Source organism: Bacillus sp. X1(2014), assembly GCF_007678255.1.
In genome coordinates this window covers 462,616-488,050 of the sequence record NZ_VEED01000001.1, presented here as the reverse complement: position 1 = coordinate 488,050, position 25,435 = coordinate 462,616, and the positions used below count along the sequence as shown (strand labels likewise).

The 25,435-nt window shown below is 37.7% G+C and carries 27 protein-coding genes; 19 read left to right on the top strand and 8 right to left on the bottom strand.

Annotated features, from left to right (window positions below; all coding sequences use genetic code 11):
- Positions 1-3 precede the first annotated feature (3 nt).
- The 5 genes from rpoD to FS608_RS02595 all read left to right on the top strand — a co-directional run bounded on the left by rpoD (position 4) and on the right by FS608_RS02595 (position 5,123).
- Complete coding sequence (rpoD, locus tag FS608_RS02615; protein ID WP_026563551.1) at positions 4-1,134, top strand: RNA polymerase sigma factor RpoD; 1,131 nt, start codon at positions 4-6, stop codon at positions 1,132-1,134.
- A 390-nt stretch (positions 1,135-1,524) separates the two neighbouring features.
- The gene (locus tag FS608_RS02610) at positions 1,525-2,664 is read left to right on the top strand and encodes an acyl-CoA dehydrogenase family protein (protein WP_144547712.1); all 1,140 of its coding nucleotides are present in this window, start codon (positions 1,525-1,527) and stop codon (positions 2,662-2,664) included.
- Between the two features lie 197 nt (positions 2,665-2,861).
- A complete protein-coding gene (cccA, locus tag FS608_RS02605; RefSeq protein WP_144547711.1) occupies positions 2,862-3,227 on the top strand; it encodes a cytochrome c550 in 366 nt (121 codons plus the stop codon).
- A gap of 74 nt (positions 3,228-3,301) precedes the next feature.
- Positions 3,302-4,021, top strand: a complete 720-nt coding sequence (locus FS608_RS02600; protein WP_144547710.1) for a tRNA (adenine(22)-N(1))-methyltransferase — start codon at positions 3,302-3,304, stop codon at positions 4,019-4,021.
- Complete coding sequence (locus FS608_RS02595; protein WP_144547709.1) at positions 4,008-5,123, top strand: Nif3-like dinuclear metal center hexameric protein; 1,116 nt, start codon at positions 4,008-4,010, stop codon at positions 5,121-5,123. The genes FS608_RS02600 and FS608_RS02595 overlap by 14 nt, the downstream gene beginning before the upstream one ends.
- Before the next feature lie 48 nt (positions 5,124-5,171).
- On the opposite strand, the gene FS608_RS02590 is transcribed toward FS608_RS02595, so the two are convergent.
- The gene (locus tag FS608_RS02590) at positions 5,172-6,113 is read right to left on the bottom strand and encodes a 4-hydroxy-3-methylbut-2-enyl diphosphate reductase (protein WP_144547708.1); all 942 of its coding nucleotides are present in this window, start codon (positions 6,111-6,113) and stop codon (positions 5,172-5,174) included.
- 135 nt (positions 6,114-6,248) lie between these two features.
- The gene (vrrA, locus tag FS608_RS02585) at positions 6,249-6,908 is read right to left on the bottom strand and encodes a VrrA/YqfQ family protein (protein ID WP_144547707.1); all 660 of its coding nucleotides are present in this window, start codon (positions 6,906-6,908) and stop codon (positions 6,249-6,251) included.
- Positions 6,909-7,158: 250 nt separating this feature from the next.
- Here vrrA and FS608_RS02580 point away from each other — a divergent pair, with 250 nt between their 5' ends.
- Positions 7,159-8,475: a DEAD/DEAH box helicase gene (locus tag FS608_RS02580; RefSeq protein ID WP_144547706.1), complete on the top strand. Its 1,317-nt coding sequence runs from the start codon at positions 7,159-7,161 to the stop codon at positions 8,473-8,475.
- 22 nt (positions 8,476-8,497) lie between these two features.
- Positions 8,498-9,391, top strand: coding sequence for a deoxyribonuclease IV (locus FS608_RS02575; protein WP_144547705.1), 894 nt, complete (start codon positions 8,498-8,500; stop codon positions 9,389-9,391).
- 29 nt (positions 9,392-9,420) lie between these two features.
- Here the strand turns inward: FS608_RS02575 and FS608_RS02570 are convergent, their stop codons facing one another.
- The gene (locus FS608_RS02570; RefSeq protein ID WP_144547704.1) at positions 9,421-9,678 is read right to left on the bottom strand and encodes a DUF2624 domain-containing protein; all 258 of its coding nucleotides are present in this window, start codon (positions 9,676-9,678) and stop codon (positions 9,421-9,423) included.
- A 169-nt stretch (positions 9,679-9,847) separates the two neighbouring features.
- Between FS608_RS02570 and FS608_RS02565 the strand changes: the two genes are divergently transcribed.
- From FS608_RS02565 to zur, 3 genes are read left to right on the top strand one after another with little or no spacing between them, the layout of a single operon-like run.
- A complete protein-coding gene (locus tag FS608_RS02565) occupies positions 9,848-10,621 on the top strand; it encodes a metal ABC transporter ATP-binding protein (RefSeq protein ID WP_144547703.1) in 774 nt (257 codons plus the stop codon).
- The gene (locus tag FS608_RS02560; RefSeq protein WP_144547702.1) at positions 10,618-11,475 is read left to right on the top strand and encodes a metal ABC transporter permease; all 858 of its coding nucleotides are present in this window, start codon (positions 10,618-10,620) and stop codon (positions 11,473-11,475) included. Before FS608_RS02565 ends, FS608_RS02560 begins: the two co-directional genes overlap by 4 nt.
- Positions 11,465-11,875 carry a zinc uptake transcriptional repressor Zur gene (zur, locus tag FS608_RS02555; protein WP_144547701.1) on the top strand — a complete coding sequence of 137 codons (411 nt, stop codon included), beginning with the start codon at positions 11,465-11,467 and terminating at the stop codon, positions 11,873-11,875. The genes FS608_RS02560 and zur overlap by 11 nt, the downstream gene beginning before the upstream one ends.
- A gap of 44 nt (positions 11,876-11,919) precedes the next feature.
- On the opposite strand, the gene FS608_RS02550 is transcribed toward zur, so the two are convergent.
- Positions 11,920-12,513, bottom strand: a complete 594-nt coding sequence (locus tag FS608_RS02550) for a 5' nucleotidase, NT5C type (protein ID WP_144547700.1) — start codon at positions 12,511-12,513, stop codon at positions 11,920-11,922.
- Positions 12,514-12,711: 198 nt separating this feature from the next.
- Between FS608_RS02550 and FS608_RS31610 the strand changes: the two genes are divergently transcribed.
- Positions 12,712-13,194 (top strand): DUF4190 domain-containing protein, encoded by a 483-nt coding sequence (locus FS608_RS31610; RefSeq protein WP_313958690.1) that lies wholly within the window; start codon positions 12,712-12,714, stop codon positions 13,192-13,194.
- Between the two features lie 59 nt (positions 13,195-13,253).
- Here the strand turns inward: FS608_RS31610 and ispG are convergent, their stop codons facing one another.
- From ispG to FS608_RS02530, 3 genes are all read right to left on the bottom strand, one after another.
- On the bottom strand, positions 13,254-14,354 hold the full coding sequence (ispG, locus tag FS608_RS02540) for a flavodoxin-dependent (E)-4-hydroxy-3-methylbut-2-enyl-diphosphate synthase (RefSeq protein ID WP_186328589.1): 1,101 nt from the start codon (positions 14,352-14,354) through the stop codon (positions 13,254-13,256).
- A gap of 117 nt (positions 14,355-14,471) precedes the next feature.
- Positions 14,472-14,804 (bottom strand): hypothetical protein, encoded by a 333-nt coding sequence (locus FS608_RS02535; RefSeq protein ID WP_144547698.1) that lies wholly within the window; start codon positions 14,802-14,804, stop codon positions 14,472-14,474.
- A 97-nt stretch (positions 14,805-14,901) separates the two neighbouring features.
- Positions 14,902-15,675 carry a DUF1189 domain-containing protein gene (locus FS608_RS02530; RefSeq protein WP_144547697.1) on the bottom strand — a complete coding sequence of 258 codons (774 nt, stop codon included), beginning with the start codon at positions 15,673-15,675 and terminating at the stop codon, positions 14,902-14,904.
- A gap of 173 nt (positions 15,676-15,848) precedes the next feature.
- Between FS608_RS02530 and FS608_RS02525 the strand changes: the two genes are divergently transcribed.
- The gene (locus FS608_RS02525) at positions 15,849-16,331 is read left to right on the top strand and encodes a DUF456 domain-containing protein (RefSeq protein ID WP_144547696.1); all 483 of its coding nucleotides are present in this window, start codon (positions 15,849-15,851) and stop codon (positions 16,329-16,331) included.
- A 32-nt stretch (positions 16,332-16,363) separates the two neighbouring features.
- Here FS608_RS02525 and FS608_RS02520 read toward each other — a convergent pair whose 3' ends face one another.
- The gene (locus tag FS608_RS02520) at positions 16,364-17,059 is read right to left on the bottom strand and encodes a Crp/Fnr family transcriptional regulator (protein ID WP_144547695.1); all 696 of its coding nucleotides are present in this window, start codon (positions 17,057-17,059) and stop codon (positions 16,364-16,366) included.
- Between the two features lie 333 nt (positions 17,060-17,392).
- Between FS608_RS02520 and FS608_RS02515 the strand changes: the two genes are divergently transcribed.
- The 7 genes from FS608_RS02515 to pstB all read left to right on the top strand — a co-directional run bounded on the left by FS608_RS02515 (position 17,393) and on the right by pstB (position 25,433).
- On the top strand, positions 17,393-18,001 hold the full coding sequence (locus tag FS608_RS02515; RefSeq protein WP_144547694.1) for a superoxide dismutase: 609 nt from the start codon (positions 17,393-17,395) through the stop codon (positions 17,999-18,001).
- 98 nt (positions 18,002-18,099) lie between these two features.
- Positions 18,100-19,329 (top strand): MFS transporter, encoded by a 1,230-nt coding sequence (locus FS608_RS02510; protein ID WP_144547693.1) that lies wholly within the window; start codon positions 18,100-18,102, stop codon positions 19,327-19,329.
- 190 nt (positions 19,330-19,519) lie between these two features.
- Positions 19,520-21,598, top strand: a complete 2,079-nt coding sequence (locus FS608_RS02505; protein ID WP_144547692.1) for a peptidoglycan D,D-transpeptidase FtsI family protein — start codon at positions 19,520-19,522, stop codon at positions 21,596-21,598.
- A gap of 192 nt (positions 21,599-21,790) precedes the next feature.
- Positions 21,791-22,708 (top strand): phosphate ABC transporter substrate-binding protein, encoded by a 918-nt coding sequence (locus FS608_RS02500; RefSeq protein ID WP_144547691.1) that lies wholly within the window; start codon positions 21,791-21,793, stop codon positions 22,706-22,708.
- A gap of 79 nt (positions 22,709-22,787) precedes the next feature.
- A complete protein-coding gene (gene pstC, locus FS608_RS02495) occupies positions 22,788-23,708 on the top strand; it encodes a phosphate ABC transporter permease subunit PstC (protein ID WP_144547690.1) in 921 nt (306 codons plus the stop codon).
- Positions 23,708-24,595 (top strand): phosphate ABC transporter permease PstA, encoded by an 888-nt coding sequence (pstA, locus tag FS608_RS02490; RefSeq protein WP_144547689.1) that lies wholly within the window; start codon positions 23,708-23,710, stop codon positions 24,593-24,595. Before pstC ends, pstA begins: the two co-directional genes overlap by 1 nt.
- Positions 24,596-24,638: 43 nt before the next feature.
- The gene (gene pstB / locus FS608_RS02485) at positions 24,639-25,433 is read left to right on the top strand and encodes a phosphate ABC transporter ATP-binding protein PstB (RefSeq protein ID WP_144547966.1); all 795 of its coding nucleotides are present in this window, start codon (positions 24,639-24,641) and stop codon (positions 25,431-25,433) included.
- The last annotated feature ends 2 nt before the right edge of the window (positions 25,434-25,435 follow it).

Below are 25,435 nucleotides of genomic sequence, written 5' to 3'. Positions count from 1 at the left end.
CATATGGCTGCTGAAAAATCAGCCCGTTCAAAAGAAGTGGAAAATGAATTCACTTTTGAACAAGTGAAAGACCAGTTAACGGCACTGGGGAAAAAAACCGGCGTCCTTGCCTATGATGATATTGCCGAGAAATTGGCTAACTATGAATTAGATTCCCACCAAATGGAAGAATTCTTTGAGTTCCTCGGTGACCAAGGTATTGAACTAGTTGGCGATAGCGAAGAAGAAGATCCAAATCCTAAGCAATTAGCAAAAGGTGATGATGATGAATTTGACCTAAACGATCTTAGCGTTCCTCCTGGAGTTAAGATAAATGATCCGGTTCGTATGTATCTAAAAGAAATTGGCCGGGTTGACCTGCTTTCTGCTGATGAAGAAAAAAAATTGGCGCTCCGTATTGAACAAGGCGATGAAGAAGCAAAGCGACGCCTCGCAGAGGCAAACCTAAGGCTTGTCGTAAGTATAGCAAAGCGGTATGTCGGCCGTGGTATGTTATTCCTTGATCTTATCCAAGAAGGAAATATGGGATTAATTAAGGCCGTTGAAAAATTTGATTATCAAAAAGGTTTTAAGTTCAGTACGTATGCAACTTGGTGGATTCGCCAAGCAATTACACGTGCAATTGCTGACCAAGCTAGGACAATTCGTATTCCTGTGCATATGGTTGAAACGATTAATAAATTAATCCGTGTTCAGCGTCAATTACTTCAGGACCTTGGCCGTGAACCAACACCAGAAGAAATTGGTGAAGATATGGATCTTACACCTGATAAGGTAAGGGAGATTTTAAAAATCGCCCAAGAGCCTGTATCTCTTGAAACACCTATTGGTGAAGAAGATGATTCCCATTTAGGTGATTTTATTGAAGACCAGGATGCCACCTCACCTTCAGAACATGCTGCTTATGAATTATTAAAGGAGCAGTTGGAAGATGTGCTAGATACTCTTACTGACAGGGAAGAAAATGTACTTCGCCTTCGTTTTGGACTGGATGATGGCCGGACTCGTACACTTGAAGAGGTTGGTAAAGTCTTCGGTGTTACCCGGGAACGTATCCGTCAAATTGAAGCTAAGGCATTAAGGAAATTACGTCATCCTAGCCGCAGTAAACGCCTAAAAGATTTCTTAGAATAAAATAACATTAATAAATAGTTTACTTCATTACATGAAGTAGGCTATTTTTTTTGTATCAATCTTAAGTAACTGGATAATACCGTGATGGAAATGTAAGCACTTTCTGTATTTGAATCCATTTTACTGAATTGTCTCTCATTTTGCAAATTGACATGAGAATTTCCTGACATGGTTTTTCATCATTTATTTTTGTAAAAAAGGGATAAAACTTGTTTTTCCATTATTAGGATAGTGAAATATTTTAAGTATAAGATATAATTGATAGAATTTTTGTTATATCCATATAATAGAATATTTTTAAAAATTTTTAAGTATTGTGAAATAAAGATAATTCCTCTTATAATAATAAAGAAAGCGCATTCATTTGGTTTCGGATAAGGGGGATTGAATATGAATTTTGACTTAACTTCTGAGCAGGAAATGATAAAAAGAACAATGCGGGAATTTGCGGATGAGGAAGTCGCACCAAGTGCGATTGAGCGCGACCGAAAAAAACAATTTCCAGTAGAAATATTTAAAAAATTAGCCGAAATGGGAATTATGGGACTGCCTTTTCCAGAGGAATATGGTGGCGGCGGTGCAGATACGGTTAGTTTTGCAATTGTAACTGAAGAGTTAAGCAGGGCATGCGGTTCGACAGGGATTACCTATTCTGCGCATATATCTTTAGGAGGGGCACCACTAAATTTATTTGGCACCAAGGAGCAAAAGTTAAAATATCTAACGCCGATTTGTACAGGTGAATCATTTGGTGCGTTTGGTCTTACTGAGCCTAACGCTGGATCAGATGCTGGCGGGACTAGAACATCTGCACGTGAAGAAGATGGTATGTTTGTCATAAACGGAAATAAATGTTTCATTACAAATGCTAGTTATGCCAAGCACCTTTCATTGACTGCTATAACAGGAGAGAAGGAAGGAAAAAAAGAAATAAGTGCAATTATTGTTCCAACTAGTACAGATGGCTTCACTATTATTGATAATTATGAAAAAATGGGTCTACATTCATCAAATACAACTGAATTAGTGTTAGAGGATGTGCGAGTGCCAGTTGAGAACCTTTTAGGGAAGCGTGGAGAGGGTTTTAAACAGTTTTTAATGACATTAGACGGCGGACGTATAGGGATTGGTGCGATGGCTGTAGGAATTGCTCAGGGGGCCTATGAAAAAGCCTTAGCCTATGCAAAGGAAAGAAAACAGTTTGGAAAGTCTATTTCCTCTTTCCAAGCGATCCAGTTTAAACTTGCTGATATGGCAATGAAAATTGAATTGGCCCGGAATATGGTGTATAAGGCAGCTTGGTTAAAGGATCAGGGAAGACCATTTTCAAAGGAGTCAGCGATGTGTAAACTTTATGCATCAGAAATTTGCATGGAAGTGACTGATCAAGCTGTTCAAATACATGGCGGTTATGGTTATATGAAAGAATACCATGTGGAGCGAATGATGAGGGATGCAAAGTTGCTTGAAATTGGTGAAGGTACATCTGAGGTCCAAAGAATGGTCATTTCAAGGTTAATTGGATGTTAAAAAAATAAAATACCGAAAAAAAAGAACAGGCTAAGTTAGATATTTTCACTAATTTAGCCTGTTTTCTTTTTTTTATTAAGATTATAGTGATAAAATAAGTTTAGGGCTTTTCCTTCGGTTCTTTTTCGAGTAAAATAGTAGTTGTTTGTAGACTATTTTCATATTTACTGACGTTCGTACATAAGGGAGGTTATATCATGAAGCGAAATCCGGTTATTCCTTACGTTCTTATCATGGCTTTTGGAATTGTGCTGATGCTCATTTTGTCTTTCAAAGGTCTTGGTGATAGTAAAGAAATTGCGAAGGATAAAGGAGAAGGCACTGAGAAAACTGAGGTTGCCGCATCAAAGCCTGAGGACATTTACAAGCAATCTTGTATTGGCTGTCATGGCGATCAGTACCAAGGGGTTGTAGGACCATCACTTAAAGGTGTTGGCAGCAAGTATTCTAAAGAAGAAATAATGACCATTGTAACAAAAGGTAAGGGTACAGGCATGCCAGCAGGACTTGTTAAAGAAGAACAAGCAGCTGCAATGGCAGATTGGTTAGCAACAATTAAATAAGTAAAAAGGGTCCTTTGCATCTGTGAAGGACTTTTTTTATACTATAATAATTACATAAAAAAGTGGTGGTATGATTGAATACAGATAAATTGTCGGCTAGGCTGGCATCGGTTGCTAAATATGTTCCAAGTGGAGCCAGGGTTGCAGATATTGGCTCTGACCATGCATATTTACCTTGTTACCTAGCGAAAAACAAAGGGTTATCATTTGGGATAGCTGGTGAAGTTGCAGTAGGTCCATTTCAATTAGCTGAAAGAAATGTTTTAGCAGAAGGATTGACTAATATCATTTCGGTGCGAATGGGTGATGGTCTAGAGGTTATAGAAGATGGTGAAGTCGATTGTATTACTATCGCTGGAATGGGCGGAGCTTTAATTGCAAGTATTTTAGAAAATGGTCGAAGTAAATTATCGTCAGTCAAACGCCTTGTGTTACAACCGAATATTAGTGCGATTTCGATTAGGAAATGGTTTATTGATAATAATTGGGAACTAATTGCTGAAGAAATACTTGAAGAAGATGGGAAAATATACGAAATTTTAATCGGAGAAAAGGGCGACCCGAATAAGCCGTATAATAAAAATCAAGATCTAGGATTGTTAGTAGGCCCATTCCTTGTTCAAAAGCAGGATGATACTTTTAAAAAGAAATGGACAGCAGAATTGAAGAACTGGGAACGTATATATGAGGCTCTTGAAAATGCTGCTCAATCACCTGAAACATTAGAAAAAAAACAAGAAATCATCGATAAAATTAAGCTTGTAAAGGAGGCTTTAACCAATGAAAATTCCTAATGGACACGAAGTCATTCAATTGTTTGAACAGTTCTCTCCCAAAGGCTTGGCGATGGAGGGAGATAAGATAGGATTACAAATCGGCCGTTTAAATAAAAAAGTTGAGCGAATCATGATTGCACTCGATGTCCTTGAAAATGTGATCGATGAGGCAATTGAAAAAAATGTTCATCTCATTATTGCCCATCATCCGATTATTTATCGCCCCCTTAAGAATTTGTTAACGGATTCCGTTCAGGGGAAAATCATTGAAAAATTATTGAAGCACGATATTGCTGTTTACGCAGCGCATACGAATCTTGACGTAGCAACGGGGGGAGTAAATGACCTTCTTGCAGAAGCACTAGAACTGGAAAATACAGAGGTTCTAGTACCTACATTTGAAACTAAATTAAAGAAATTAGTTGTTTTTGTTCCAGTCAGCCATGCTGAGGAAATCAGGAGGGTCCTTGGAAATGCAGGTGCTGGATTTATTGGAAACTACAGTCATTGTTCATTTTCAGGCAGTGGTACAGGTCGATTCTTACCAGGAGAAAATACTAATCCATTTGTTGGTGAAGCAGGCCGATTAGAAGAAGTGGAGGAAGTGAGGCTTGAGACGATTGTCCCAGAATCCATTCTCAAAAAGACGCTCACGGCAATGATCAAGGCTCATCCATATGAAGAAGTGGCCTATGATGTTTATCCACTTGAAAACAAAGGAGAAGTGCTCGGTCTGGGCCGTATCGGTAAAGTTCCAGAAATGACATTAGAAGAATTTGCGGAAAAAGTGAAGAAGACATTAGAAGTTTCCCATGTCCGAGTGGTTGGCGATTTGTCTGCAAAAGTTAAAAAGGTTGCCGTGTTAGGCGGCGATGGCAATAAATACTTCATGAATGCCAAATATCAAGGGGCAGATGTATATGTTACGGGGGATATTTATTATCACACCGCACATGACGCAATGATGCAGGGCTTGAATATGATTGATCCAGGTCATAATGTTGAAAAAGTAATGAAAAAAGGGTTAACAACAGTTCTACAGAAAATGTGCCATGATTCAGGTTTTGAAGTGGAGATTTTTCCTTCTGCTGAAAATACCGATCCCTTCCAATTTATATAAAAGAAAAGAACCGGTCATTAAGACTCGGTTCTTTCGTTTATTTTAAATCTATAATTTTTTTACCTTTGGTAAAATTCTGCTTAACTGAACTTTTTTGCGACGGTCCCATGTAGCTTCATTATTTGGATCAAATTGCTCGAGAAACGTAATAACTTCTTTGGTTATTGGTGTTGGGGTGGAAGCGCCAGATGTGACTGCAACGTTTTTGGCATCTTTAATCCAATCAATTTCTAACTCGGTAATATCAGCAATGCGATATGCTTTTGTCCCAGCAATTTCCTCTGAAACTTGTGCGAGTCGATTAGAATTATTACTTTTTGGATCACCGACAACAATAGTTACATCCGCTTCTGTTGCTTGTTCGGCAACTGCTTCTTGGCGAATTTGTGTTGCATGGCAAATTTCATTATAGACTTCAACATGTGGATATTTTTCCTGAACTTTTTTCATCGTTTCGGATACATCCCATTGACTCATCGTTGTTTGATTAGTGACCAGCAATTTGTCACTATCAATTGGTAATGCCTCTACATCTTGTGGAGTTTCAACCAAGTGCACCATTTCAGGTGCGACACCCACTGCTCCCTCAGGCTCTGGATGGCCTTTTTTCCCTATATAAATGACTTGATATCCTTGTTGTGTTTTTTCTTCAATTAGATCATGGGTTCTAGTCACATCAGGACAAGTAGCGTCGATCGTAACTAGACCTTTCTTTTTGGCTAACTCTCTTACTTCTGGCGATATTCCATGGGCAGTAAATATAACGGTTCCTGTATCTACTTTATCGAGAATATCCTTGCGATTTTTTCCATCTAGGGTAATAATCCCTTCTTCCTCGAACGCATCTGTAACATGTTTATTATGAACGATCATCCCTAATATGTAGATAGGGCGAGGTAATGTTTTATCTAAAGCCGCATTTCGAGCAATAACCATTGCATCAACAACACCGTAGCAATAGCCTCGTGGTGAAATTTTGATGATTTGCATCGTTAAGTCCCCCTAAAAAAGACATTGATTCATAGTTTTATTTATTTATTATATAAAACTAATAGATATAATACAAAGATACATTTTTCCTTAACATTTATAGGAAAAAAGAATGCTGTCACCAGCATTCTTCATTTAGATATACATTTTAGGAATAGAAGATCCCTTTTGGCGAGAAGTTTTTTGTGAAGAAACTGGTTGTTGATTGTTCTTGCTTTGCACTTTCTTTTTAGTACTTTTATTTTCAGATACTTCATGAGAAGATGATTCCACTGAGGCTGTTTCGGTTTTTTGGCTAGTTTCGTCTGAGGCTGTATCCGTATTTTTTGTGGCATTTTTAAATCCTTTATAAATCTTCCACATGGCGGGTATATTTTTTATCATTGGGCCATATTGTTGGACCATTGGACCGATTTGCTGAGCTGTTTTTAGTACCTGTTGGGTATTGTTTAACATGCTTGTTAGTCCCCCAGGGTTACTTAACGATTGGAGCAGGCCTCCACCTCCAGATGCTGCTCTACCTGCTGATTGCATCCCCATAAATCCGCCTGCTTGGTTACCTCTTCCGAATAATTTCGAAAGGATTCCTCCGCCCCCTGTATTCATCTGATTAGGTCTTCCAATCATTTGCCCCATCATCGGGTTATTTCCTCCTCCAAATGGGTTGGATGTGGGACCCATCATAGGGTTCCTGCTGCCAAAAGGGTTAAATCTGGGATTCATCATCTGATTATTCCGCCCAAATGGCCCAGGCCCCATTCCCCCCTGCATAGGCATTCTAGGTCTTGGTTGCATATTTTAGCCTCCTTTCAAATTGCCTCATGCTTTAAATTATGCATTTTTCCTAAATTGGTTTAGGTTATTATACACAGGACAAAGACTAAAATTAGTTGTTTAAAAGTTGGCAGAAGGTAGAAAATGATATTAAAACGAAAGAAACTGGAGTTTTGAAGGAATATTGACTATAATTGCATGATGGAATAAAAAGTGTTAATCATGCTGAATAAGAAAACTAATTAAAAGTTTTAATATAAGGAGAAAAAATATGAGAGAAAACCGTTTTGCTCGATTTACGTTTCAACCATTTATTATAGAAGCTATTAAAGGATTCGGTTTTAGCGAACCGACTGAAATTCAAGAACGTATGATTCCAGTTATTTTAAAAGGAGAAAGTGCAATTGGCCAATCCCAAACAGGGACGGGGAAAACCCTCGCCTTTGTTCTTCCTATTCTCGAAAAAATTGACCCGAAACGTTCGGAAGTACAGGCTGTCATTACGGCACCTACTAGAGAACTTGCCTCACAAATTTACCATCAAATTCTAAAAATAACGGAACACTGCAACCCAGAGGAAGCGATAATGACTAGATGCTACATTGGGGGAACGGACAAGCAGCGGACAATTGAAAAATTAAAAGTCCAACCACATATTGTTGTCGGGACTCCAGGAAGAATCAAGGACTTGATGAGTGATAAAGCGTTATTTGTTCATACTGCGGAAATACTAGTCGTCGATGAAGCAGATATGATGTTAGACATGGGATTTATTGAGGATTTGGACAGAGTAGCTGGAAAAATGCCAGAAAATCTGCAAATGCTTGTTTTCTCAGCAACCATCCCAGAAAAATTAAAACCTTTCCTTAAAAAGTATATGGAAAATCCAAAGACAATTCAAATTGAACCAAAAAGAAGGTCAGCAGAAAATTTAGAACACTACCTCCTGCCTTCAAGACATCGGAGTAAGAAGCAGCTGGTTCATGATGCACTTGTTGCGTACAATCCCTATTTAGCGATCGTTTTTACGAATACCAAAAAAATGGCTGAAGAGGTGGCTTACTTTTTAAATGAAAAAGGGTTAAAAGTCGGCCGAGTTCATGGTGATTTAAACCCGCGTGAACGAAAACAAATGATGAAGCAAATTCAGGATCTAGAGTACCAATATATAGTTGCCACGGACCTTGCTTCACGAGGAATAGATATTGAAGGTGTCAGCCATATCATCAACTATGAACTTCCTACCGACTTAGATTTTTATATTCATCGCGTTGGAAGAACTGCTCGCGCCGGATATTCTGGGATTGCACTTACAATCTATGAAGCATCTGATGAGGATGCGTTAAATCGATTAGAAAAAATGGGGATTCAATTTAATTACGTCGACCTTAAAAATAACGAACTAGTGAAAATTGATGAGCGTAATAAGCGGAAGACCCGTGTAAGACAAGAGGATAAGGCAGACCAAAAGGCCAAATCAATGGTAAAAAAACCAACTAAAGTTAAGCCTGGGTATAAAAAGAAAATGCAGTGGGAAATGGATAAAATAAAAAAACGAGAACGAAGAATCGAACAAAGAAAAAAATAATGAAAGCAGGGAGAGAAAAGGCATGCTGAAATTAGGATCACATGTATCAATGAGTGGAAAAGGCATGCTTCTTGCAGCAAGTGAAGAAGCAGTTTCCTATGGTGCAAACACGTTTATGGTATATACGGGAGCACCGCAAAATACAAGAAGAAAAAAAATTGAAGACCTTAATATTGAAGCAGGTCGCAGACATATGGAGCAGAACGGTATTTCTGAAATTATTGTCCATGCTCCATATATCATCAATATCGGAAATACAACAAATCCAGATACATTTGAACTAGGTGTTAGGTTTCTTCGATCAGAAATTGAACGAACTGAGGCGATAGGAGCAAAGCAAATTGTCCTCCATCCAGGAGCACATGTTAGTGCTGGAACAGAAGCGGGCATTAAAAAAATTATTGAAGGTTTAAACGAAGTTCTAACTGGGAAAGAGCAAGTACAAATTGCTTTGGAAACTATGGCAGGGAAGGGTTCTGAATGCGGTAAATCGTTCGAGGAAATAGCTATGATTATGGACGGTGTCAACTATAGTGATAAGCTATCCGTTTGCTTTGATACCTGTCATACCCATGATGCAGGTTATAATATTGTCGAGGATTTCGATGGTGTATTAAATGAATTTGACAAAATGATAGGGTTGGACAAATTAAAGGTCTTGCATATTAATGATAGTAAAAATGCAGTAGGGATGAGAAAAGACAGACATGAAAATATCGGTTTTGGCCATATCGGCTTTAAGGCACTTAATTATATCGTCCACCATCCACAACTTACAGATGTTCCTAAGATTTTAGAAACTCCATTTGTAGGTGAAGATAAGAATAATAAAAAAGCACCCTATAAGTTTGAAATCAATATGCTTCTCGAGCAAAAGTTCAATGAGAACCTGCTGGATTTAATCATGGAGTCATAAGGAAAAAAGCTGTGAAGATTCACAGCTTTTTACTTTTTGGTCAGTTGCGTAAATAATTTATTGACTTCTCGTGCGGTTGTTGGACCCGCAGTTTTTGCAATTTCTTTTACTAATTGAGCCCGTTGTGAATCATCAAAAATATTAACATTTTTCCCTCTTAAGTATTCCGCAATTTTCCCTGCTTGCTGCCTAGTCACAGAGATATTAAACTGTTCTGCGTATTTTAGCAGCTCTTCAGCGGTTATCGTATTGATTTTATGATTAATGATGCTCTGAAAAATTGTCACATTCACCACTCCTCACCTTAATGTATGATGGAGTTCACGGAGTGTGATAACAGATTTTCTGAAACAATTGTCTAATACAGTGTAGTTGCTTTACAATCCATCTGACCTATTGTATACTACTTGAGGTAAATCGGAATGATTCTTATAATTAAAAGGTGATGTGCAGATTATGCAATCAATTATTGAAATAAAAAAACTTTTTTATCGTTATGAAAAAGATGCGGTTCTAGAGGATATCAATATTACTGTTCCTCATGGTTCTTTTTTGGCGATTGTCGGACCTAATGGTTCTGGGAAATCAACACTGTTGAAGTTGATTTTAGGTTTACTAAAGCCGCAAAAAGGGGAAATCTATTTATTTGGTCAGGAAATAAATAAATTTAAGGATTGGCATAAAATTGGTTATGTTTCTCAAAAAGCTAATTCCTTTAACACTGGTTTTCCGGCAACTGTATTTGAAGTGGTCGAAAGTGGTTTGACGAAAAAGCTAGGAATGTTTAAATTTTTTAAAAACGAACATGCACAAAAAGTTCATGAAGCCTTGGATGCAGTGGGAATGACAAAGTTCAGGAATAGAAATATTGGCGAACTCTCTGGAGGTCAACAACAAAGAGTTTTTATTGCCCGTGCCCTAGTTAGTGAACCGAGTCTTCTTATTCTCGATGAACCAACTGTTGGTGTAGATGCCGAGAATGTAAGTAATTTTTATCAAATGCTTGGTGAATTGAATAAAAGTCGAGAAATTACGCTTTTATTGGTTACACATGATATTGGGACGATCTCCGATAAAGTCTCACATGTTGCCTGCTTAAACAAACATTTGCATTTTCATGGGGAAACAAAGGAATTTGAACAACTCCGAGCTGATGATATGTCAAAAGCCTATGGGCACGATGTTCACCTGCTTGCCCACCATCACGAGCACGGAGGCGTTATTAGATGATTCAGGGAATATTTCATTATGAATTTTTACAAAATGCCTTTTTAACTGGGATGATGATCGGCATTATTGCTCCGTTATTAGGAGTGTTTGTGGTTGTCAGGAGATTATCATTAATAGCAGATGCTCTAAGCCATGTGACTTTAGCTGGAATAGCAGCGAGTTTGCTTCTAGAAAGAAATGTGGCCATGATGGCAGGTATGAATCCACTATATATAGGAATGGTTTTTTCGGTTGGAGGATCCCTATTCATCGAGAAACTTAGAAGTGTCTACAAGCACTACCAAGAACTTGCGATTCCAATTATCCTTTCGAGCGGGATTGGCTTAAGTGTTATATTTATTTCACTCGCCAATGGCTTTAATACAGACTTGTTCAGTTATTTGTTCGGCAGTGTCTCCGCTGTTAGCAGAACAGATTTATGGGTCGTGTTTATTATTGGAATTTTAGTGCTTCTGGTAATTATTTTATTATATAAAGAACTGTTTTTACTATCTTTTGATGAGGAACATGCGAAGGCCTCCGGCATTGCAGCGAAAAGTATTCACTTCATATTTATTGTCATGGTAGCCTTGGTGATTGCGGCATCGATGAGAATTGTTGGGATTTTATTGGTGTCATCATTAATGACATTACCTGTTGCTGCCAGTATTCGGATAGCCAGAGGATTTAAGCAAACCATCTTCTTATCTGTTTTATTTGGGGAAGTTTCAGTTCTTGGCGGCTTGTTTACAGCTTACTACTTAGATTTGGCCCCCGGTGGAACGATTGTGATGATTGCCGTTCTTATCCTAATTATCTCCATCTTTTATAAAAAATTTTTAATCCATAAGGGGGGGCAGCCTGGTGAACGTTGATGAAGCGATTCAATATTTAAAGGAAAAAGGATTTAAACAAACTGGCAAAAGAGAAGATATGCTGCAATTATTTGCAGATAGTGATAAATATTTAACGGCTAAGGACGTATTGGATCACCTCAAAGATGATTACCCTGGTCTGAGTTTTGATACGATATATCGAAATCTCTCTTTATTTGTTAATATGGGAATTCTAGAGATGACTGAATTATCAGGGGAAAAGCATTTCCGTTTTTCATGCTCTAGACAACACCATCATCATCATTTTATCTGTTTGACATGTGGAAAAACAAAAGAAATTGACACCTGCCCGATGAAAGATCTAAGTGAAAATTTAAAAGGATACGATATTTCCGGACATAAATTTGAAATTTATGGTCTTTGCCCTGATTGTCATTAAAAAACAGCTTGTGGAGGCACAAGCTGTTTTTTAATAGGTAGTTGTTAGAACGTTTGTACCAATGGACGACTTTCCTTCATCCACTGTTCTACCCACCTCTTTGCTTCACTCCAGTTATTAACACGAATTACCCCATTTGGAATTGGATCTTGATTATATGGTGTATCAAATAAAATGACTGGAATCTGACACTCTTCATGTATCATTACCGCATTATCATGCTTATCCTCAAAAAAGATATCCAAACTGTGTTTTTTAACGGATGCGACTTTGTCATGTGAACCGATTAATTCGATGTGATCAAAGGTTAAGCCATTATCAATAAACCATTTAATTGTAATATCAAGTAGATGAGAACTACGAGCACTGATAAAAAACAATTCATGCTCATTTTCCCATTTTTTAAGGACATGTTCTGCTCCATTTGCAAGAGGGGAGTTGGCATAGATGGTCGGTTCGTTTTCTGTGAACCATTCAGCAAAAACTTTTTCAGAGACATTTACATATGGAGTATATTCATATTGGGTAACGTCCTCATACGATATGCTCAGGCCAAATGCTTTATTAATAAAAGGTAGGATGGATGATTTTGGACATGTTACAGTTCCATCGATATCGATGCCAAATCTTTTTTTCATGTGTAGACTCACTTTCTTATTTCTTTTTCCGTATCTCTTTATATTTTACCAAAGTATTGGGTTCAATAAAGTAACTATTTACAATTAATTTTTTGAAAATAGAAATAAAAAACTATTTTAGGCAAACATTGACATACTAAAATACATTCTGATGCAAACAATAATTAATGCTCCTATTACTGAAAGTGAGGGATTAGGATGGCAGACGAAAGAGACACGAAAGTGCAAGAGGCTCTTCAAAGCTCGACTATTGGTCAAGATATACCCAATTCTCCTACATCATTTAGGGAGGAAACCGCATCAGAATTTGCTGAACCCATTAAGGCTCACTACACTCTGAAAAAAGAAGAGTCTACACCACGGATTGGTGCTTCGGTTCCGATACGCTCTTCTGAATATAGGGAAGAGACAGCTGCAGAGATTGCTGCACCTGCTCCTCTTATTCGTAGGAGGGAAACCGAAGGGGGAAGAGAAAAAGCTGCTGGTGGTACAGGTGTTGGGACACTTGCGTTAGTGCTTTCGATTTTATCACTATTTGTTATGCCAATACTTTTTGGTGCTGCAGGGATTGTGTTAGGCTTCGTTGCCAGAAGAAGAGGGGCCAATGGTTTAGGTGCTTGGGCAATTGGTATCGGTGCAATTTCAATTGTAATCGGTATCTTTATTCTTCCGTTCTTTTAACGTAAACCTGCATAGGAGCAAAAAGAAACCCGGTGATTTCACCGGGTTTCTTAGATTTTTTATTGAGTGATTTTTTCTTCCTCTGCTTTTTTCTGAAAGTATTCTTCAGCAATTTGATCGATTTCCTTTTTCAATTCCTCAACTAATTGCGCTTCAGGAACCTTGCGGACAATCTCACCCTTCCTGAATAATAACCCTTCACCACGAGCACCGGCAATCCCAATATCAGCTTCACGAGCCTCTCCAGGACCGTTAACAGCACAGCCTAATACTGCTACTTTAATCGGTGCTTTAATTTTTTCAATATATTCTTCTACCTCATTCGCAATACTGATTAAATCAATTTCAATCCGGCCGCAAGTCGGGCATGAGATCAAAGTGGCAGCATTTGATGATAGGCCGAAAACCTTTAATAGCTCTCTCGCTACCTTTACTTCTTGAACAGGGTCAGCACTTAGGGAAACGCGTAGAGTGTTCCCGATTCCCTTGTGTAAAATAGTCCCTAAACCAGCCGCACTTTTTATGCTTCCAGCAAAAAGAGTACCTGATTCAGTAATCCCAAGATGGAGAGGATAATCAAATGCCATAGATGCTTTCTCATAGGCTTCAATCGCTAGGTTAACATCAGATGCCTTCATAGAGACAATAATGTCATGAAAGTCCAAATCCTCAAGTATTTTAATATGATGAAGAGCACTCTCAACCATGCCATCAGCTGTTGGATAACCATATTTTTCTAAAATTCTCTTTTCAAGCGAACCTGCATTTACGCCAATTCTGATCGGAATACCACGTTCTTTAGCAGCTTTAACGACAGCTTCGACTTTTTCGCGTTTTCCGATATTTCCTGGATTAATTCTAATTTTATCTGCTCCGCCTTCGATGGCTTTAAGAGCCAATTTATAATCAAAATGGATATCGACAACAAGTGGAATGTTGATTCTTTTCTTTATTTCAGGAATAGCATTTGCGGCACGTTCATCGGGACAAGCCACACGAACAATCTGACAGCCAGCTTCCTCAAGTCGTTTTATTTCAGCAACAGTTGCTTCCACATCATGTGTTTTTGTTGTGGTCATACTTTGGATAAATAATTCGTTACTCCCGCCAATTGTTAAGTTACCTACTTTAATTGGACGGGTCTTAGTGCGATGTATTATTTCACTCACGTGTAATTCGCTCCTTCAAAATGGGATTCGAATAAGGTTTATATAAACAATCCGCCTTTTATTTTATCAGCCTTTCACTATTTTTGACAAGAATAAGCATTATCCTCTTTATTTTGAGTAATCAGGGAAATGATATGTAGACCCAATTTGAATTTTTTCTGGCGTTTCCCCAGGGTTTAGTTTTCGAAAGTCTTGAATCAAGTCCGTAATCGAGACAGGAAGGGGTTTATCCAGTTGATGTTCAACAATTGATATCACGGTTTCTCCAGGTTCCACCTTTGCTTCAAACGAAGGGAGGTCAGATTGCTGTTGTAGTTTTGGTACTTCAATTTTGGCATCGACCTGCTGTGTTAGTGAAGTTGGGAGAGTACCGACAGTTAAGTCAATATATATGACATATATAATTAAAACGGCTAATAAGAAACCAAATAATTTTTTCATCGGACAAGCCTCCAAAATGACAGTTTGTACATAGGTATGCTTGTCCAATAATAAAAAGAACGAGTTTATAAAAAAAAGCGCCCGCAATGGGCGCAGTTTAGTTTACTTTTTTGGGTTTCGGTATTTCCTTTATCGCTAAAGATAATACGACAATTACGACAAACCAATTAATCATAAAGCTGCTAGGGACCGTTGTTTTAATGGCAGCCATGATGGTGAAAAAGAGGGTAGGCAATGTTTCGCTGTAAGCGGCCATTCTCCATAATTGCCGGTAATTTAAGTTTCTTCCAATAAGATTTTTAAGTAACAATCCAATCAAAGCCAATACTGTGACTTCAATAAAACTGCCAGCACTTGCAAATAAGTAAATAAATAATGCTCCTACAGGGATTATGATCCACTTCATACCGCCAATTCCGTTAATAAAATCCACGAAGTCACCCTTTGTGATGGCTAAACCTTCTAACATTGAATAGGGGTATGTTTCAACTCTGCCCCCAGCTGCAAATACAAATTGATCCTCCAATAATGCAAAAGCATTGCCTTCATCCGCTACATCATCGTCAGTAACAGCACCTGTTGGGTCGAGAAGGATTGTAAAGTCATTCCTATTAATGGTAATTGGAACTTTGGTATCCGCCGTTAAATGTCCGTCTTCAATAGAAAAATCAGGTAATTTATCATTAATAATTGTCTCTGCACTTTCCAGTCCAGAGGTAAGAGCAGTGCTTAAATAAATAACGGACGGGAGAATCGAAATGAAGGTTAAGAAAAAGACATATAAGATTGTCTTTCCGATTCCTTGAAACCGAAACAATGCAATATCCTTTGGAGAATAGATACTTTTATAAAGTTGTTTAAAAATATTCATAATGACCACCTCTACACAAATACAATAAATGCTTCCGCATCTATTGTATCTTTAGTAAAGGGTTTATACAAGAATGACACCGTCTATTTAATATTTGAAACCAAATATAAGTTTAATCGTATGAAGGAATGTGTACATTTAATAATAACAATAAGTTATGAGGGATGAGTAGAATGGAAATGATTTATTGGAGTATCATCATCGTATTATTTATTGTCGCATTTGTTGGTCTGATTTACCCGATTATTCCAAGTGTATTGTTTTTATTAGCTGGGTTTTTATTATATGGAGTCTTTTTTAGTTTTGAACCCTTTCAATGGTATTTTTGGTTGATACAAGGTTTGTTTATCGTCCTTCTTTTTATTGCTGACTATATTGCTAATATGATTGGAATTAAAAAATATGGCGGGTCTAAGGCTGGTGTCTGGGGGAGTACGATTGGTATTTTGGTGGGGCCTTTTGTAATTCCTTTTTTCGGAATTCTCATTGGTCCATTTATTGGGGCAATTGCAGCGGAATTAATCTTTAACAAAAGAAGTTTCATGGAAAGCATAAAAGTTGGATTTGGGTCAGTGATTGGATTCATAAGTAGTGTTGTCACGAAAACTATTATTCAAATCATCATGGTCATCTTCTTTTTCATCGTCGTACTTTAATAGAAAAAAGCCACCTGGGTGGCTTTTTTCAATTAATTCAGTCCACAAATTTCAAAGGAGCAGTTTTGGCAGTCGACTTCTTCTTTTAAATAGTTCAGTTTTTTTATCGTAAACTTCTGATTATCATAGGAGATAATCTTCTTTTCGCGGAGGTCTTTTAAAGCTCGTTGAATAACCTCACGGGTTCCGAATGTTAAATTAGCCAGTTCCTGATGTGTTAACGGAAGGTCAATTAAAATACCATCTTCTGTTTTTATTCCATATGAATTGCATAGACGGATGAGGATTGAATATAAACCGCCTTTTTTTCCATTCATAATAAGATCCTGGCATTTCATTTGTGCCTTTAAATAACCTGTACTTAACCATGTAACCAGAGCATTCATTGCCTCAGGGTCTGTAAAAATGAAATCTTCAAATTGCTCTTTTTTTATTAGAATCATTTCACAATCAGTCAATGTTTTTGCATAAAATTGATAATGAGGATTGTCTTTAAAAAGTTGGTATTCAACAATTAATTCTTGATCGTTTAAGATTTTTAAGATAAAATCCTTCCCTCGTAAATGAACTCTTCCAAGGGAAATACTCCCTTTAATTAATAAGTATACATACTTGGCAGCATCCTTTTCTTGAAAAAGAACTGAACCAGCTTTTATTTTTTGAATGGGTTCTTTTTTTTGAAAAAAAGCAGCTAATAAATTATATATAGAAGTACGGTTTAATTGCATAGTAAATCACTCCTTAAGTACCACTTCCCTTTGATTTAAATAAATAATTAATTAGGTGTCAATATAGCTATTACAATATTTGGGAGTGACAAAAGTCGGATATGACAAAAATCGTTGACAGATTGCCCTTTAGGAAAAGATGACAATTTTTCGAAAAATTACGAATGGCTATATTTTGTATAATATCCTACAAAACGGGAATGGTAACTATGTTAAGTACCTAAGCATTTTATTTGATACAAATAACCAACTTTGGTATCTTAAGGAGGAAAGCTTTAGAAATATTCGAAATTCTAAGGCCCATAAAATCATTTATACATAGGAGGAATTAAAATGGCATTTGAATTACCACAATTACCTTATGCAGAGAACGCACTTGAACCACATATCGACAAAGAAACTATGAATATTCACCACACAAGACACCATAACACATATGTAACAAATTTAAATAACGCTTTAGCTGGAAATGAAGAATTACTTTCTAAATCAGTTGAAGAAGTTATTGCTAATTTGGATGCGGTTCCAGAGGCTGCTCGTACGGCAGTTCGTAACAATGGCGGCGGTCACGCTAACCATTCTTTATTCTGGCAAATCCTTTCACCAAATGGCGGAGGTGCACCAACAGGCGAATTAGCTGACGCAATCAGCAGCAAATTTGGCAGCTTCGAAAGCTTTAAAGAAGAGTTTGCTAAAGCAGCAACTACTCGTTTCGGATCTGGCTGGGCATGGTTATCTGTAAACAATGGTGAGTTAGAAGTTTCTAGTACACCAAACCAAGATTCTCCACTAATGGAAGGCAAAACGCCAATTCTTGGTCTTGATGTTTGGGAGCATGCTTACTACTTAAACTATCAAAACAAGCGCCCTGACTATATTTCCGCTTTCTGGAATGTAGTGAATTGGGAAGAAGTGTCAAATCGCTACAACCAAGCAAAATAATGATAATGATAAAAGGCAGCCCTTGGGTTGTCTTTTTTTTTGTGAATAAGAAAAACTAGCTTGATAAAGACTACCCATAAGATAAAGGGGAGTTTTTGATGGCAAAAAAATTTAAGATTCTGGGTGATGTTAAACTAACGAAAGATTTATCACTATTACTGATTATCGGAGGGCTATACTCATTAAGCATTGCTTTGTCTAACACCTTTGTAAATATTTATCTTTGGAAGCAAACGGGAAAGTACTCAGATATCGCCCTCTACAACCTATCGATAGTGATTCTACAATTGCTTACATTTATCTTAGCGGGGCGATGGGCGAAAAAAATCGACAGGGTGATTGTGCTCAGAATTGGGGTCATTTTTTTAGCTTTATTTTATGTAATGGTTTTAGTATTTGGCACTAATGCTTCAACCTATTTACTTCTCTTAGGAAGTTTTTTAGGAGTAGGGTATGGTTTTTATTGGCTAGCCTACAATGTGTTAACATTTGAAATTACCGAACCAGACACGAGAGATTTTTTTAATGGATTTTTAGGGATATTATCATCTGCCGGGGGAATGATTGGCCCCATCGCGGCAGGTATCATCATTACAAGATTTGAAAAGTATACTGGTTACACGATTGTTTTTGGGCTCTCACTCGCATTATTCGCTCTAGCGGTTTTTATGAGCTTTTCTTTGAAACCACGTCCATCATCAGGCAGCTATTGCTTTATGCAAATTCTACATGAAAGAAAACAAAATGAAAATTGGCGTTTAATTACAAATGCTAACTTCTTTCAAGGTTTGAGGGAGGGTACCTTTGCATTTGTTATCTCTGTTTTTGTTTACCTTTCGACGGGAAGTGAATTGTCTCTAGGTACATTTGGTCTCCTTAATTCAGGCGTATCATTTGTAGCCTATTATTTTGCTTCACGATTAATTAAACAAAAAAATCGAAAAAAAGCGATTCTAATCGGTGGGATTCTTTTATATGCAGCTGTTCTGATAATTGTTTGGGACGTTAATTTCATCAAATTGCTAATCTATGGCGGGATGATTGCAATCGCTTATCCGCTTTTACTCGTCCCGTATATGTCAACTACATACGATGTTATTGGAACCGGATGGAAGGCTGCAGAAATGAGGATTGAATATATTGTCGTCAGAGAAATATACTTAAATCTCGGCAGGATTGTATCTATATTATCCTTTTTAGCAGCTATCACTTGGTTTAAAGCTGAAAACAGTATTCCCATTCTCCTTCTCTTTTTGGGTGCTGGGCATACATGCATCTATTTTTTTCTTAAAAGGGTACACCTACCAGTCCCGGAATGCGTTGAGTAAATTAATTACTCAGCGCCTTTTTTTCTTTGGTATTTCTACCTTAGAAATTGGTAAGGGTTTTTCATAGAAAAAAGCAGACTTATCCTATAAAATAGAGAAAGTTAAGCTTAAGCCGTGAAAAAGGAAGTGTTTTTATCCCTTGAATAATAAAAAGAAAAAAAAGAAGGAACATGTGCCATTTCGTTTAAACATGTTATTCTTTGTGGTATTCATGCTATTTTCTGTTCTCATTCTTAGACTTGGTGAATTACAAATTGTTTTTGGTGATGATTTTAAACGTGAAATTGAGCGGACAGAAGATGTTACAGTAAATAACCCTGTACCAAGAGGGAAAATGTTTGACCGTAATGGGAAAATTATTGTTGATAATACGCCATTAAACGCAATTACTTACACGAAATATCAACAAACAACCCAAGAGGAAATGTTGGAAAGTGCAGCGAAATTGGCAAAAATCATTGACAAAACTGAAGATGCAAAAAAAGTTCCTATTCGGGATAGAAAGGATTATTGGATTTTAAAACATCCCGAAGAAGCAAAAGCAAAAATTACTGAAAAAGAATGGGCACTCTATAAACAAGAAAAGTTAGACGATAAGCAAATTTATAAACTTCAGATCGATCGAATAACTGATAAAGAAGTAAAAAGTATTGTTGGCGAAGAGCTTGAAACTCTTGCAATCTATAGAGTTTTTAACAGTGGTTATGCTTTAACACCACAAATTGTAAAAAACAAAGATGTTACACCTGAAGAATTTGCGGTAGTCAGTGAAAACCTAGAAAATTTACCTGGGGTTGATACAACAACGGATTGGACACGAAAGTATGTATTTGGGAAGACGTTGAAATCAATATTGGGCGATGTTACTACCTCCGAAGCGGGGATTCCCAAAGAGCAATTAGAAAAATATATGGCACGTGACTACAGCAGAAATGACCGAGTCGGAAAAAGTTATCTAGAATTGAAATACGAGGATGTCCTGCATGGTCAAAAGGCAAAAGTGAAAAATGTAACAGATAAGACAGGAAAAATCCTTTCAACAGAAGTCGTTTCAGAAGGCAAAAGAGGTAAAGACCTTGTTTTAACGATTGATATGGATCTTCAGAAGAAGGTAGAAAATATCATCGAAGAAGAAATGTGGAGTGCAAAGCAAAAACCAAATACTGCCCTACTCGATCGTGCTTTCGTCGTTCTGATGGATCCCCATACCGGTGAAGTCTTATCATTGGCTGGAAAACAAATTAGTAAAGATAAAAAAGGAAAAACAGTCATGAATGACTTTGCTGGAGGAAATATTACAACTTCCTACAACGTTGGGTCTGCAGTAAAAGGGGCAACGATTTTAACTGGTTATAAAACGGGGGCAATTCAACCAGGTTCTACCCAATTAGACGAGCCATTAAGAATTGCAAGTTCACCAGTAATGTCATCATGGAGAACATTTGGCCGAATCAATGATTTAAGGGCACTACAGGTTTCTTCCAACGTATATATGTGGAAAACTGTCATTGCGATGGCGGGTGGACAGTATCGACCAAATCAACCATTGCCGCTCGATTATTCAGCCTTTGATACGATGCGGCAATCATTTAGTCAGTTTGGTTTAGGTACTCGTACAGGGATAGACCTGCCTAATGAGATGAGCGGCTTTCCAGGTCCTGAAAGAACTCCTGGTTTACTTCTTTTCCTATCGATTGGTCAGTATGATACGTATACACCAATCCAACTCGCTCAGTATGTCTCCACGATAGCAAATGGCGGGAATCGTATCCAGCCTCATCTAGTGAAGGAAATTCGTGAGCCAGTAATGGAAAATAATGAGTTAGGCCCGATTGTCGAGGAAATCCAACCGAAAGTATTAAACCGATTAGATATGAAGGAATCATGGATTAAGCGGGTTCAAGAAGGTTTTCGAATGGTCATGCAGGTGGGTGACGGTACTGCAGTAAGTTACTTTAAGAGTGCAGATTATTCCCCTGCAGGAAAAACAGGAACAGCACAGGCCTTTTATGATGGTTCTGATAAATCAAAGCGTGGCACAGAAGTAATGAACCTCAGTCTCGTCAGCTTTGCACCAGCAAATGATCCAGAGGTAGCCATGGCAGTTGTCGTACCATGGGCATATCAAGGAAACAGCGGTCCAAGTATTAATAACCTAATAGGGCGAAGAGTCTTGGATGCTTATTTTGATTTAAAGAAAGAGCGTCAAGAAAAAGATAAAAAATCAACATCTGAACAAAAGGAAGAAACCACAAGTAATAACGAGTAAATTCAACAACCCAAACACCTGTCTCTCAAGTCGGAGGCAGGTGTTTTTTTATGCATATTTACAAAAACTCAACATTCATTTACAAAACCTTTACACAAGATTAAAACTCAGTTAACAGTTTAGCTTTATTCTTATACATGTAAGGCGGAGCAAATAAAAAACAAACCTAAATTCACAGGGGGAATTAAACCAATGAAAAGTTATAAGAAACTTAGTCTAGCACTTACTCTAGCAGCGTTAATGGTATTTGTTGCTGCATGTGGTGGAGGAGCTTCTACTGATAAAAATGAAGGATCTTCAAATAAAGATAACAAAACCGCTGAACTTTCTGGCTCGTTAACTGTTTCAGGTTCCTCTGCGATGCAGCCATTAGTTGCAGCTGCTGCTGAAGAGTTTATGGCTGAAAATCCGAATGTCGATGTTCAGGTAAATGCGGGTGGATCTGGTACAGGCTTATCGCAAGTTGCTGAAGGATCAGTACAGATTGGTAACTCCGACGTCTTCGCTGAAGAAAAAGAAGGTATCCCAGCGGATCAGCTTGTTGACCATAAAGTAGCTGTTGTAGGTATGACTGCAGCTGTTAACCCTAAAGTTGGTATTAAAGATATCAAAAAAGCAGATTTAATTAAAGTTTTCACTGGAAAAATTACTAACTGGAAAGAACTTGGCGGTGCTGATCAAAAGATCGTTCTAGTAAACCGTCCTGACTCTTCAGGAACTCGTGCAGTATTCAATAAATTCGCACTTGATGGCGCAACACCTGCTGAAGGTATTACGGAAGACTCATCAAACACAGTTAAAAAGATTATTAACGAAACTGAAGGTGCTGTTGGTTACCTTGCATTCTCATACTTTACTGATGAATCTGTCACTCCACTTGCTATTGATGGAGTAGAACCAACTGAAGAAAATGTACAATCTGGTAAATTCCCAGTTTGGGCTTACCAACACTCATATACAAAGGGTGAGGCAACTGACCTTGCTAAAGCGTTCCTTGACTATTTAATGTCTGATGATATCCAAAACACTTTGTTAAAAGAACAAGGATATCTTCCTGTCACAAAAATGAAAGTAGAACGCGATGCTGAAGGGAATCAAAAAGACCTATAACAACAGGTTGAATATAAAAGGGTAAATGTTAGTAGGCATTTACCCTATTATGACGTATTTTAGGGGTGTTTGGTGCATTATGGAAAAATTAGAACCTGCAAAAGATAGATTGTTAAAGTCTAAGAAAAATTGGCTGGATGGGGAAATACGCGGGAAAATTCTCGTTATCTTATGTGCTGTCATAATGATATCAGCAACCATCTCAATCACCATTTTCTTGGGGTCAAAAGGGTTACAATCCTTTATAAAAAATGGTGTAAGTCTTATTGAGTTCATAACCAGTACGCACTGGAATCCTACAAATCAAGCAAAACCTGAATATGGGGCGTTACCGTTTATTTTTGGATCCTTTGCGGTAACCTTTCTATCAGCCATAGTTGCAGCACCATTAGGTATTGGCGGAGCGATTTTTATGACGGAAATTGCACCCTCATGGGGGAGAAAAATTTTACAGCCTGTCATAGAGCTTTTGGTTGGAATTCCATCGGTTGTTTATGGTTTCATCGGGCTTACAGTATTAGTCCCCTTTATTCGGGAGCATGTGGGCGGACTGGGTTTTAGCTTGCTATCAGGTACGATCGTTTTATCAATCATGATATTGCCGACAGTAACAACAATTGCTACGGATGCGATGAGTTCATTGCCTAAAAATCTTCGAGAAGGTTCGTATGCTCTGGGCGCCACTCGCTGGCAAACGATACGAAAAGTATTAATTCCTGCTGCATTGCCTACGCTCTTAACTGCTATCGTTCTAGGTATGGCAAGAGCATTTGGAGAGGCCCTTGCAGTTCAAATGGTCATTGGTAACGTAAGGGACTTACCAACAAGCTTACTAGATGCGTCAGCAACCTTAACAACCATTATTACTCTAAACATGGGCCATACAACCTATGGTAGCGTAGAAAATAATACGCTTTGGTCAATGGGCTTAATTTTATTAATCATGTCGTTTGCGTTTATTCTCCTCATTCGCTACCTATCTTCAAGGAGGAAAATGTAATGAACAGTAAGACTGCAGATCGAATTGCTACAGGCGTATTTATTACCATTGCAATCATAATCATTTCTATTTTAGTTGGTTTATTTTATTATATTTTGGTTAATGGACTTAAACATATTTCTCTTGAATTTTTAACCACTCCATCAAGTAATGTACGTGCCGGTGGGGGCATTCGCGACCAATTATTCAATTCGTTCTATATATTATTTATTACTATGTTAATCGCCCTTCCGTTAGGTATAGGCGGAGGGATCTATATGGCGGAATATGCTAAGCCAGGAAAAATTACAGACATAATCCGTTCTTGTATAGAAGTTTTAGCTTCGCTGCCATCTATTGTTATTGGGATGTTTGGTTTATTAATGTTCGTTAATTTAACAGGCTGGGGCTATACCATTTTAGGAGGGGCCTTAGCATTAACTGTTTTCAACTTGCCGGTAATTGTTCGTGTCAGTGAGGATGCTATTCGTGCAGTCCCAAGAGATTTGAAAGAGGCAAGTCTTGCGTTAGGGATTACCAAGTGGCATACGATAAAAACTGTTTTATTACCTAGTGCTTTTCCATCAATTTTAACGGGAGCGATTCTTGCTGCAGGGCGTGTATTTGGGGAAGCAGCTGCGCTATTATTTACTGCAGGTCTTTCAACACCAAGACTTGATTACGCAAACTGGAATCCATTTTCCCCTCAATCACCATTAAATATCTTTCGTCCGGCAGAAACGCTTGCTGTTCACATTTGGTCCGTAAACACACAAGGGTTAATACCTGATGTTGAAGAAGTTTCCAATGGGTCGGCTGCTGTTTTGGTACTATCGGTATTAGTATTTAACTTACTTGCAAGATGGATTGGAAGTATGATTCATAAGAAAGTTACTGCATCTAAATAAAAGGAGGGGAGATAGGATGGTTACAGCTTTTGAGGAAAAGGAAATGGTAAACCAAGCTGTTCGATCAAACAGCCAATTACAAAATGATCTTGTGTTAAAGGTAAATAATTTAGAAATATTCTATGGAGAAAAACGTGCAGTAAATGGAATTTCAATGGATATAGAAAAAAATTCTGTTACTGCCCTAATCGGTCCATCAGGTTGTGGTAAGTCGACTTTTTTAAGAAGTATCAATCGAATGAATGATCTCATTCCAGGTGCAAGGGCAGAGGGAGAAATCATTTATGAAGATCTTAATATCTTGTCGGAGCAAATAGATGTTGTTGCTCTCCGTAAGGAAATTGGGATGGTTTTTCAAAAACCCAACCCTTTTCCAAAATCTATTTATGAAAATATTACGCATGCCCTTAAGTTTGCAGGAATCAAGAAGAAAAACAAGTTGGATGAAATTGTGGAAGAGAGTTTGAAAAAAGCTGCATTATGGGAAGAGGTAAAGGACAGGCTTCATAAATCTGCACTATCTCTTTCAGGCGGGCAGCAGCAGCGACTTTGCATTGCTAGGACGATTGCTATGAAACCTACGGTCATGCTTCTTGATGAGCCATCATCGGCGCTAGATCCAATATCCAATGCAAAAGTGGAGGATTTAATCGTTGATTTAAAAAAGGAATATTCAATAATCATCGTTACCCATAATATGCAACAGGCATCTCGTATTTCTGATAAAACAGCTTTCTTTTTGAGCGGTGATATCATTGAATATGATAATACTGAAAAGATTTTTACCAATCCATCTGTTAAGAAGACCGAGGAATATATCTCTGGAAGGTTTGGATAAGG

Bases quoted from the DNA above. Each gene is read 5' to 3' on its own strand.
- rpoD (WP_026563551.1), top strand. From the start codon at position 4: ATGGCTGCTGAAAAATCAGCCCGTTCAAAAGAAGTGGAAAATGAATTC.
- FS608_RS02610 (WP_144547712.1), top strand. From the start codon at position 1,525: ATGAATTTTGACTTAACTTCTGAGCAGGAAATGATAAAAAGAACAATG.
- cccA (WP_144547711.1), top strand. From the start codon at position 2,862: ATGAAGCGAAATCCGGTTATTCCTTACGTTCTTATCATGGCTTTTGGA.
- FS608_RS02595 (WP_144547709.1), top strand. From the start codon at position 4,008: ATGAAAATTCCTAATGGACACGAAGTCATTCAATTGTTTGAACAGTTC.
- FS608_RS02590 (WP_144547708.1), bottom strand. From the start codon at position 6,113: ATGCAAATCATCAAAATTTCACCACGAGGCTATTGCTACGGTGTTGTT.
- vrrA (WP_144547707.1), bottom strand. From the start codon at position 6,908: ATGCAACCAAGACCTAGAATGCCTATGCAGGGGGGAATGGGGCCTGGG.
- FS608_RS02580 (WP_144547706.1), top strand. From the start codon at position 7,159: ATGAGAGAAAACCGTTTTGCTCGATTTACGTTTCAACCATTTATTATA.
- FS608_RS02575 (WP_144547705.1), top strand. From the start codon at position 8,498: ATGCTGAAATTAGGATCACATGTATCAATGAGTGGAAAAGGCATGCTT.
- FS608_RS02565 (WP_144547703.1), top strand. From the start codon at position 9,848: ATGCAATCAATTATTGAAATAAAAAAACTTTTTTATCGTTATGAAAAA.
- FS608_RS02560 (WP_144547702.1), top strand. From the start codon at position 10,618: ATGATTCAGGGAATATTTCATTATGAATTTTTACAAAATGCCTTTTTA.
- FS608_RS02550 (WP_144547700.1), bottom strand. From the start codon at position 12,513: ATGAAAAAAAGATTTGGCATCGATATCGATGGAACTGTAACATGTCCA.
- FS608_RS31610 (WP_313958690.1), top strand. From the start codon at position 12,712: ATGGCAGACGAAAGAGACACGAAAGTGCAAGAGGCTCTTCAAAGCTCG.
- FS608_RS02535 (WP_144547698.1), bottom strand. From the start codon at position 14,804: ATGAAAAAATTATTTGGTTTCTTATTAGCCGTTTTAATTATATATGTC.
- FS608_RS02530 (WP_144547697.1), bottom strand. From the start codon at position 15,675: ATGAATATTTTTAAACAACTTTATAAAAGTATCTATTCTCCAAAGGAT.
- FS608_RS02525 (WP_144547696.1), top strand. From the start codon at position 15,849: ATGGAAATGATTTATTGGAGTATCATCATCGTATTATTTATTGTCGCA.
- FS608_RS02520 (WP_144547695.1), bottom strand. From the start codon at position 17,059: ATGCAATTAAACCGTACTTCTATATATAATTTATTAGCTGCTTTTTTT.
- FS608_RS02515 (WP_144547694.1), top strand. From the start codon at position 17,393: ATGGCATTTGAATTACCACAATTACCTTATGCAGAGAACGCACTTGAA.
- FS608_RS02510 (WP_144547693.1), top strand. From the start codon at position 18,100: ATGGCAAAAAAATTTAAGATTCTGGGTGATGTTAAACTAACGAAAGAT.
- FS608_RS02505 (WP_144547692.1), top strand. From the start codon at position 19,520: ATGTTATTCTTTGTGGTATTCATGCTATTTTCTGTTCTCATTCTTAGA.
- FS608_RS02500 (WP_144547691.1), top strand. From the start codon at position 21,791: ATGAAAAGTTATAAGAAACTTAGTCTAGCACTTACTCTAGCAGCGTTA.
- pstC (WP_144547690.1), top strand. From the start codon at position 22,788: ATGGAAAAATTAGAACCTGCAAAAGATAGATTGTTAAAGTCTAAGAAA.
- pstA (WP_144547689.1), top strand. From the start codon at position 23,708: ATGAACAGTAAGACTGCAGATCGAATTGCTACAGGCGTATTTATTACC.
- pstB (WP_144547966.1), top strand. From the start codon at position 24,639: ATGGTAAACCAAGCTGTTCGATCAAACAGCCAATTACAAAATGATCTT.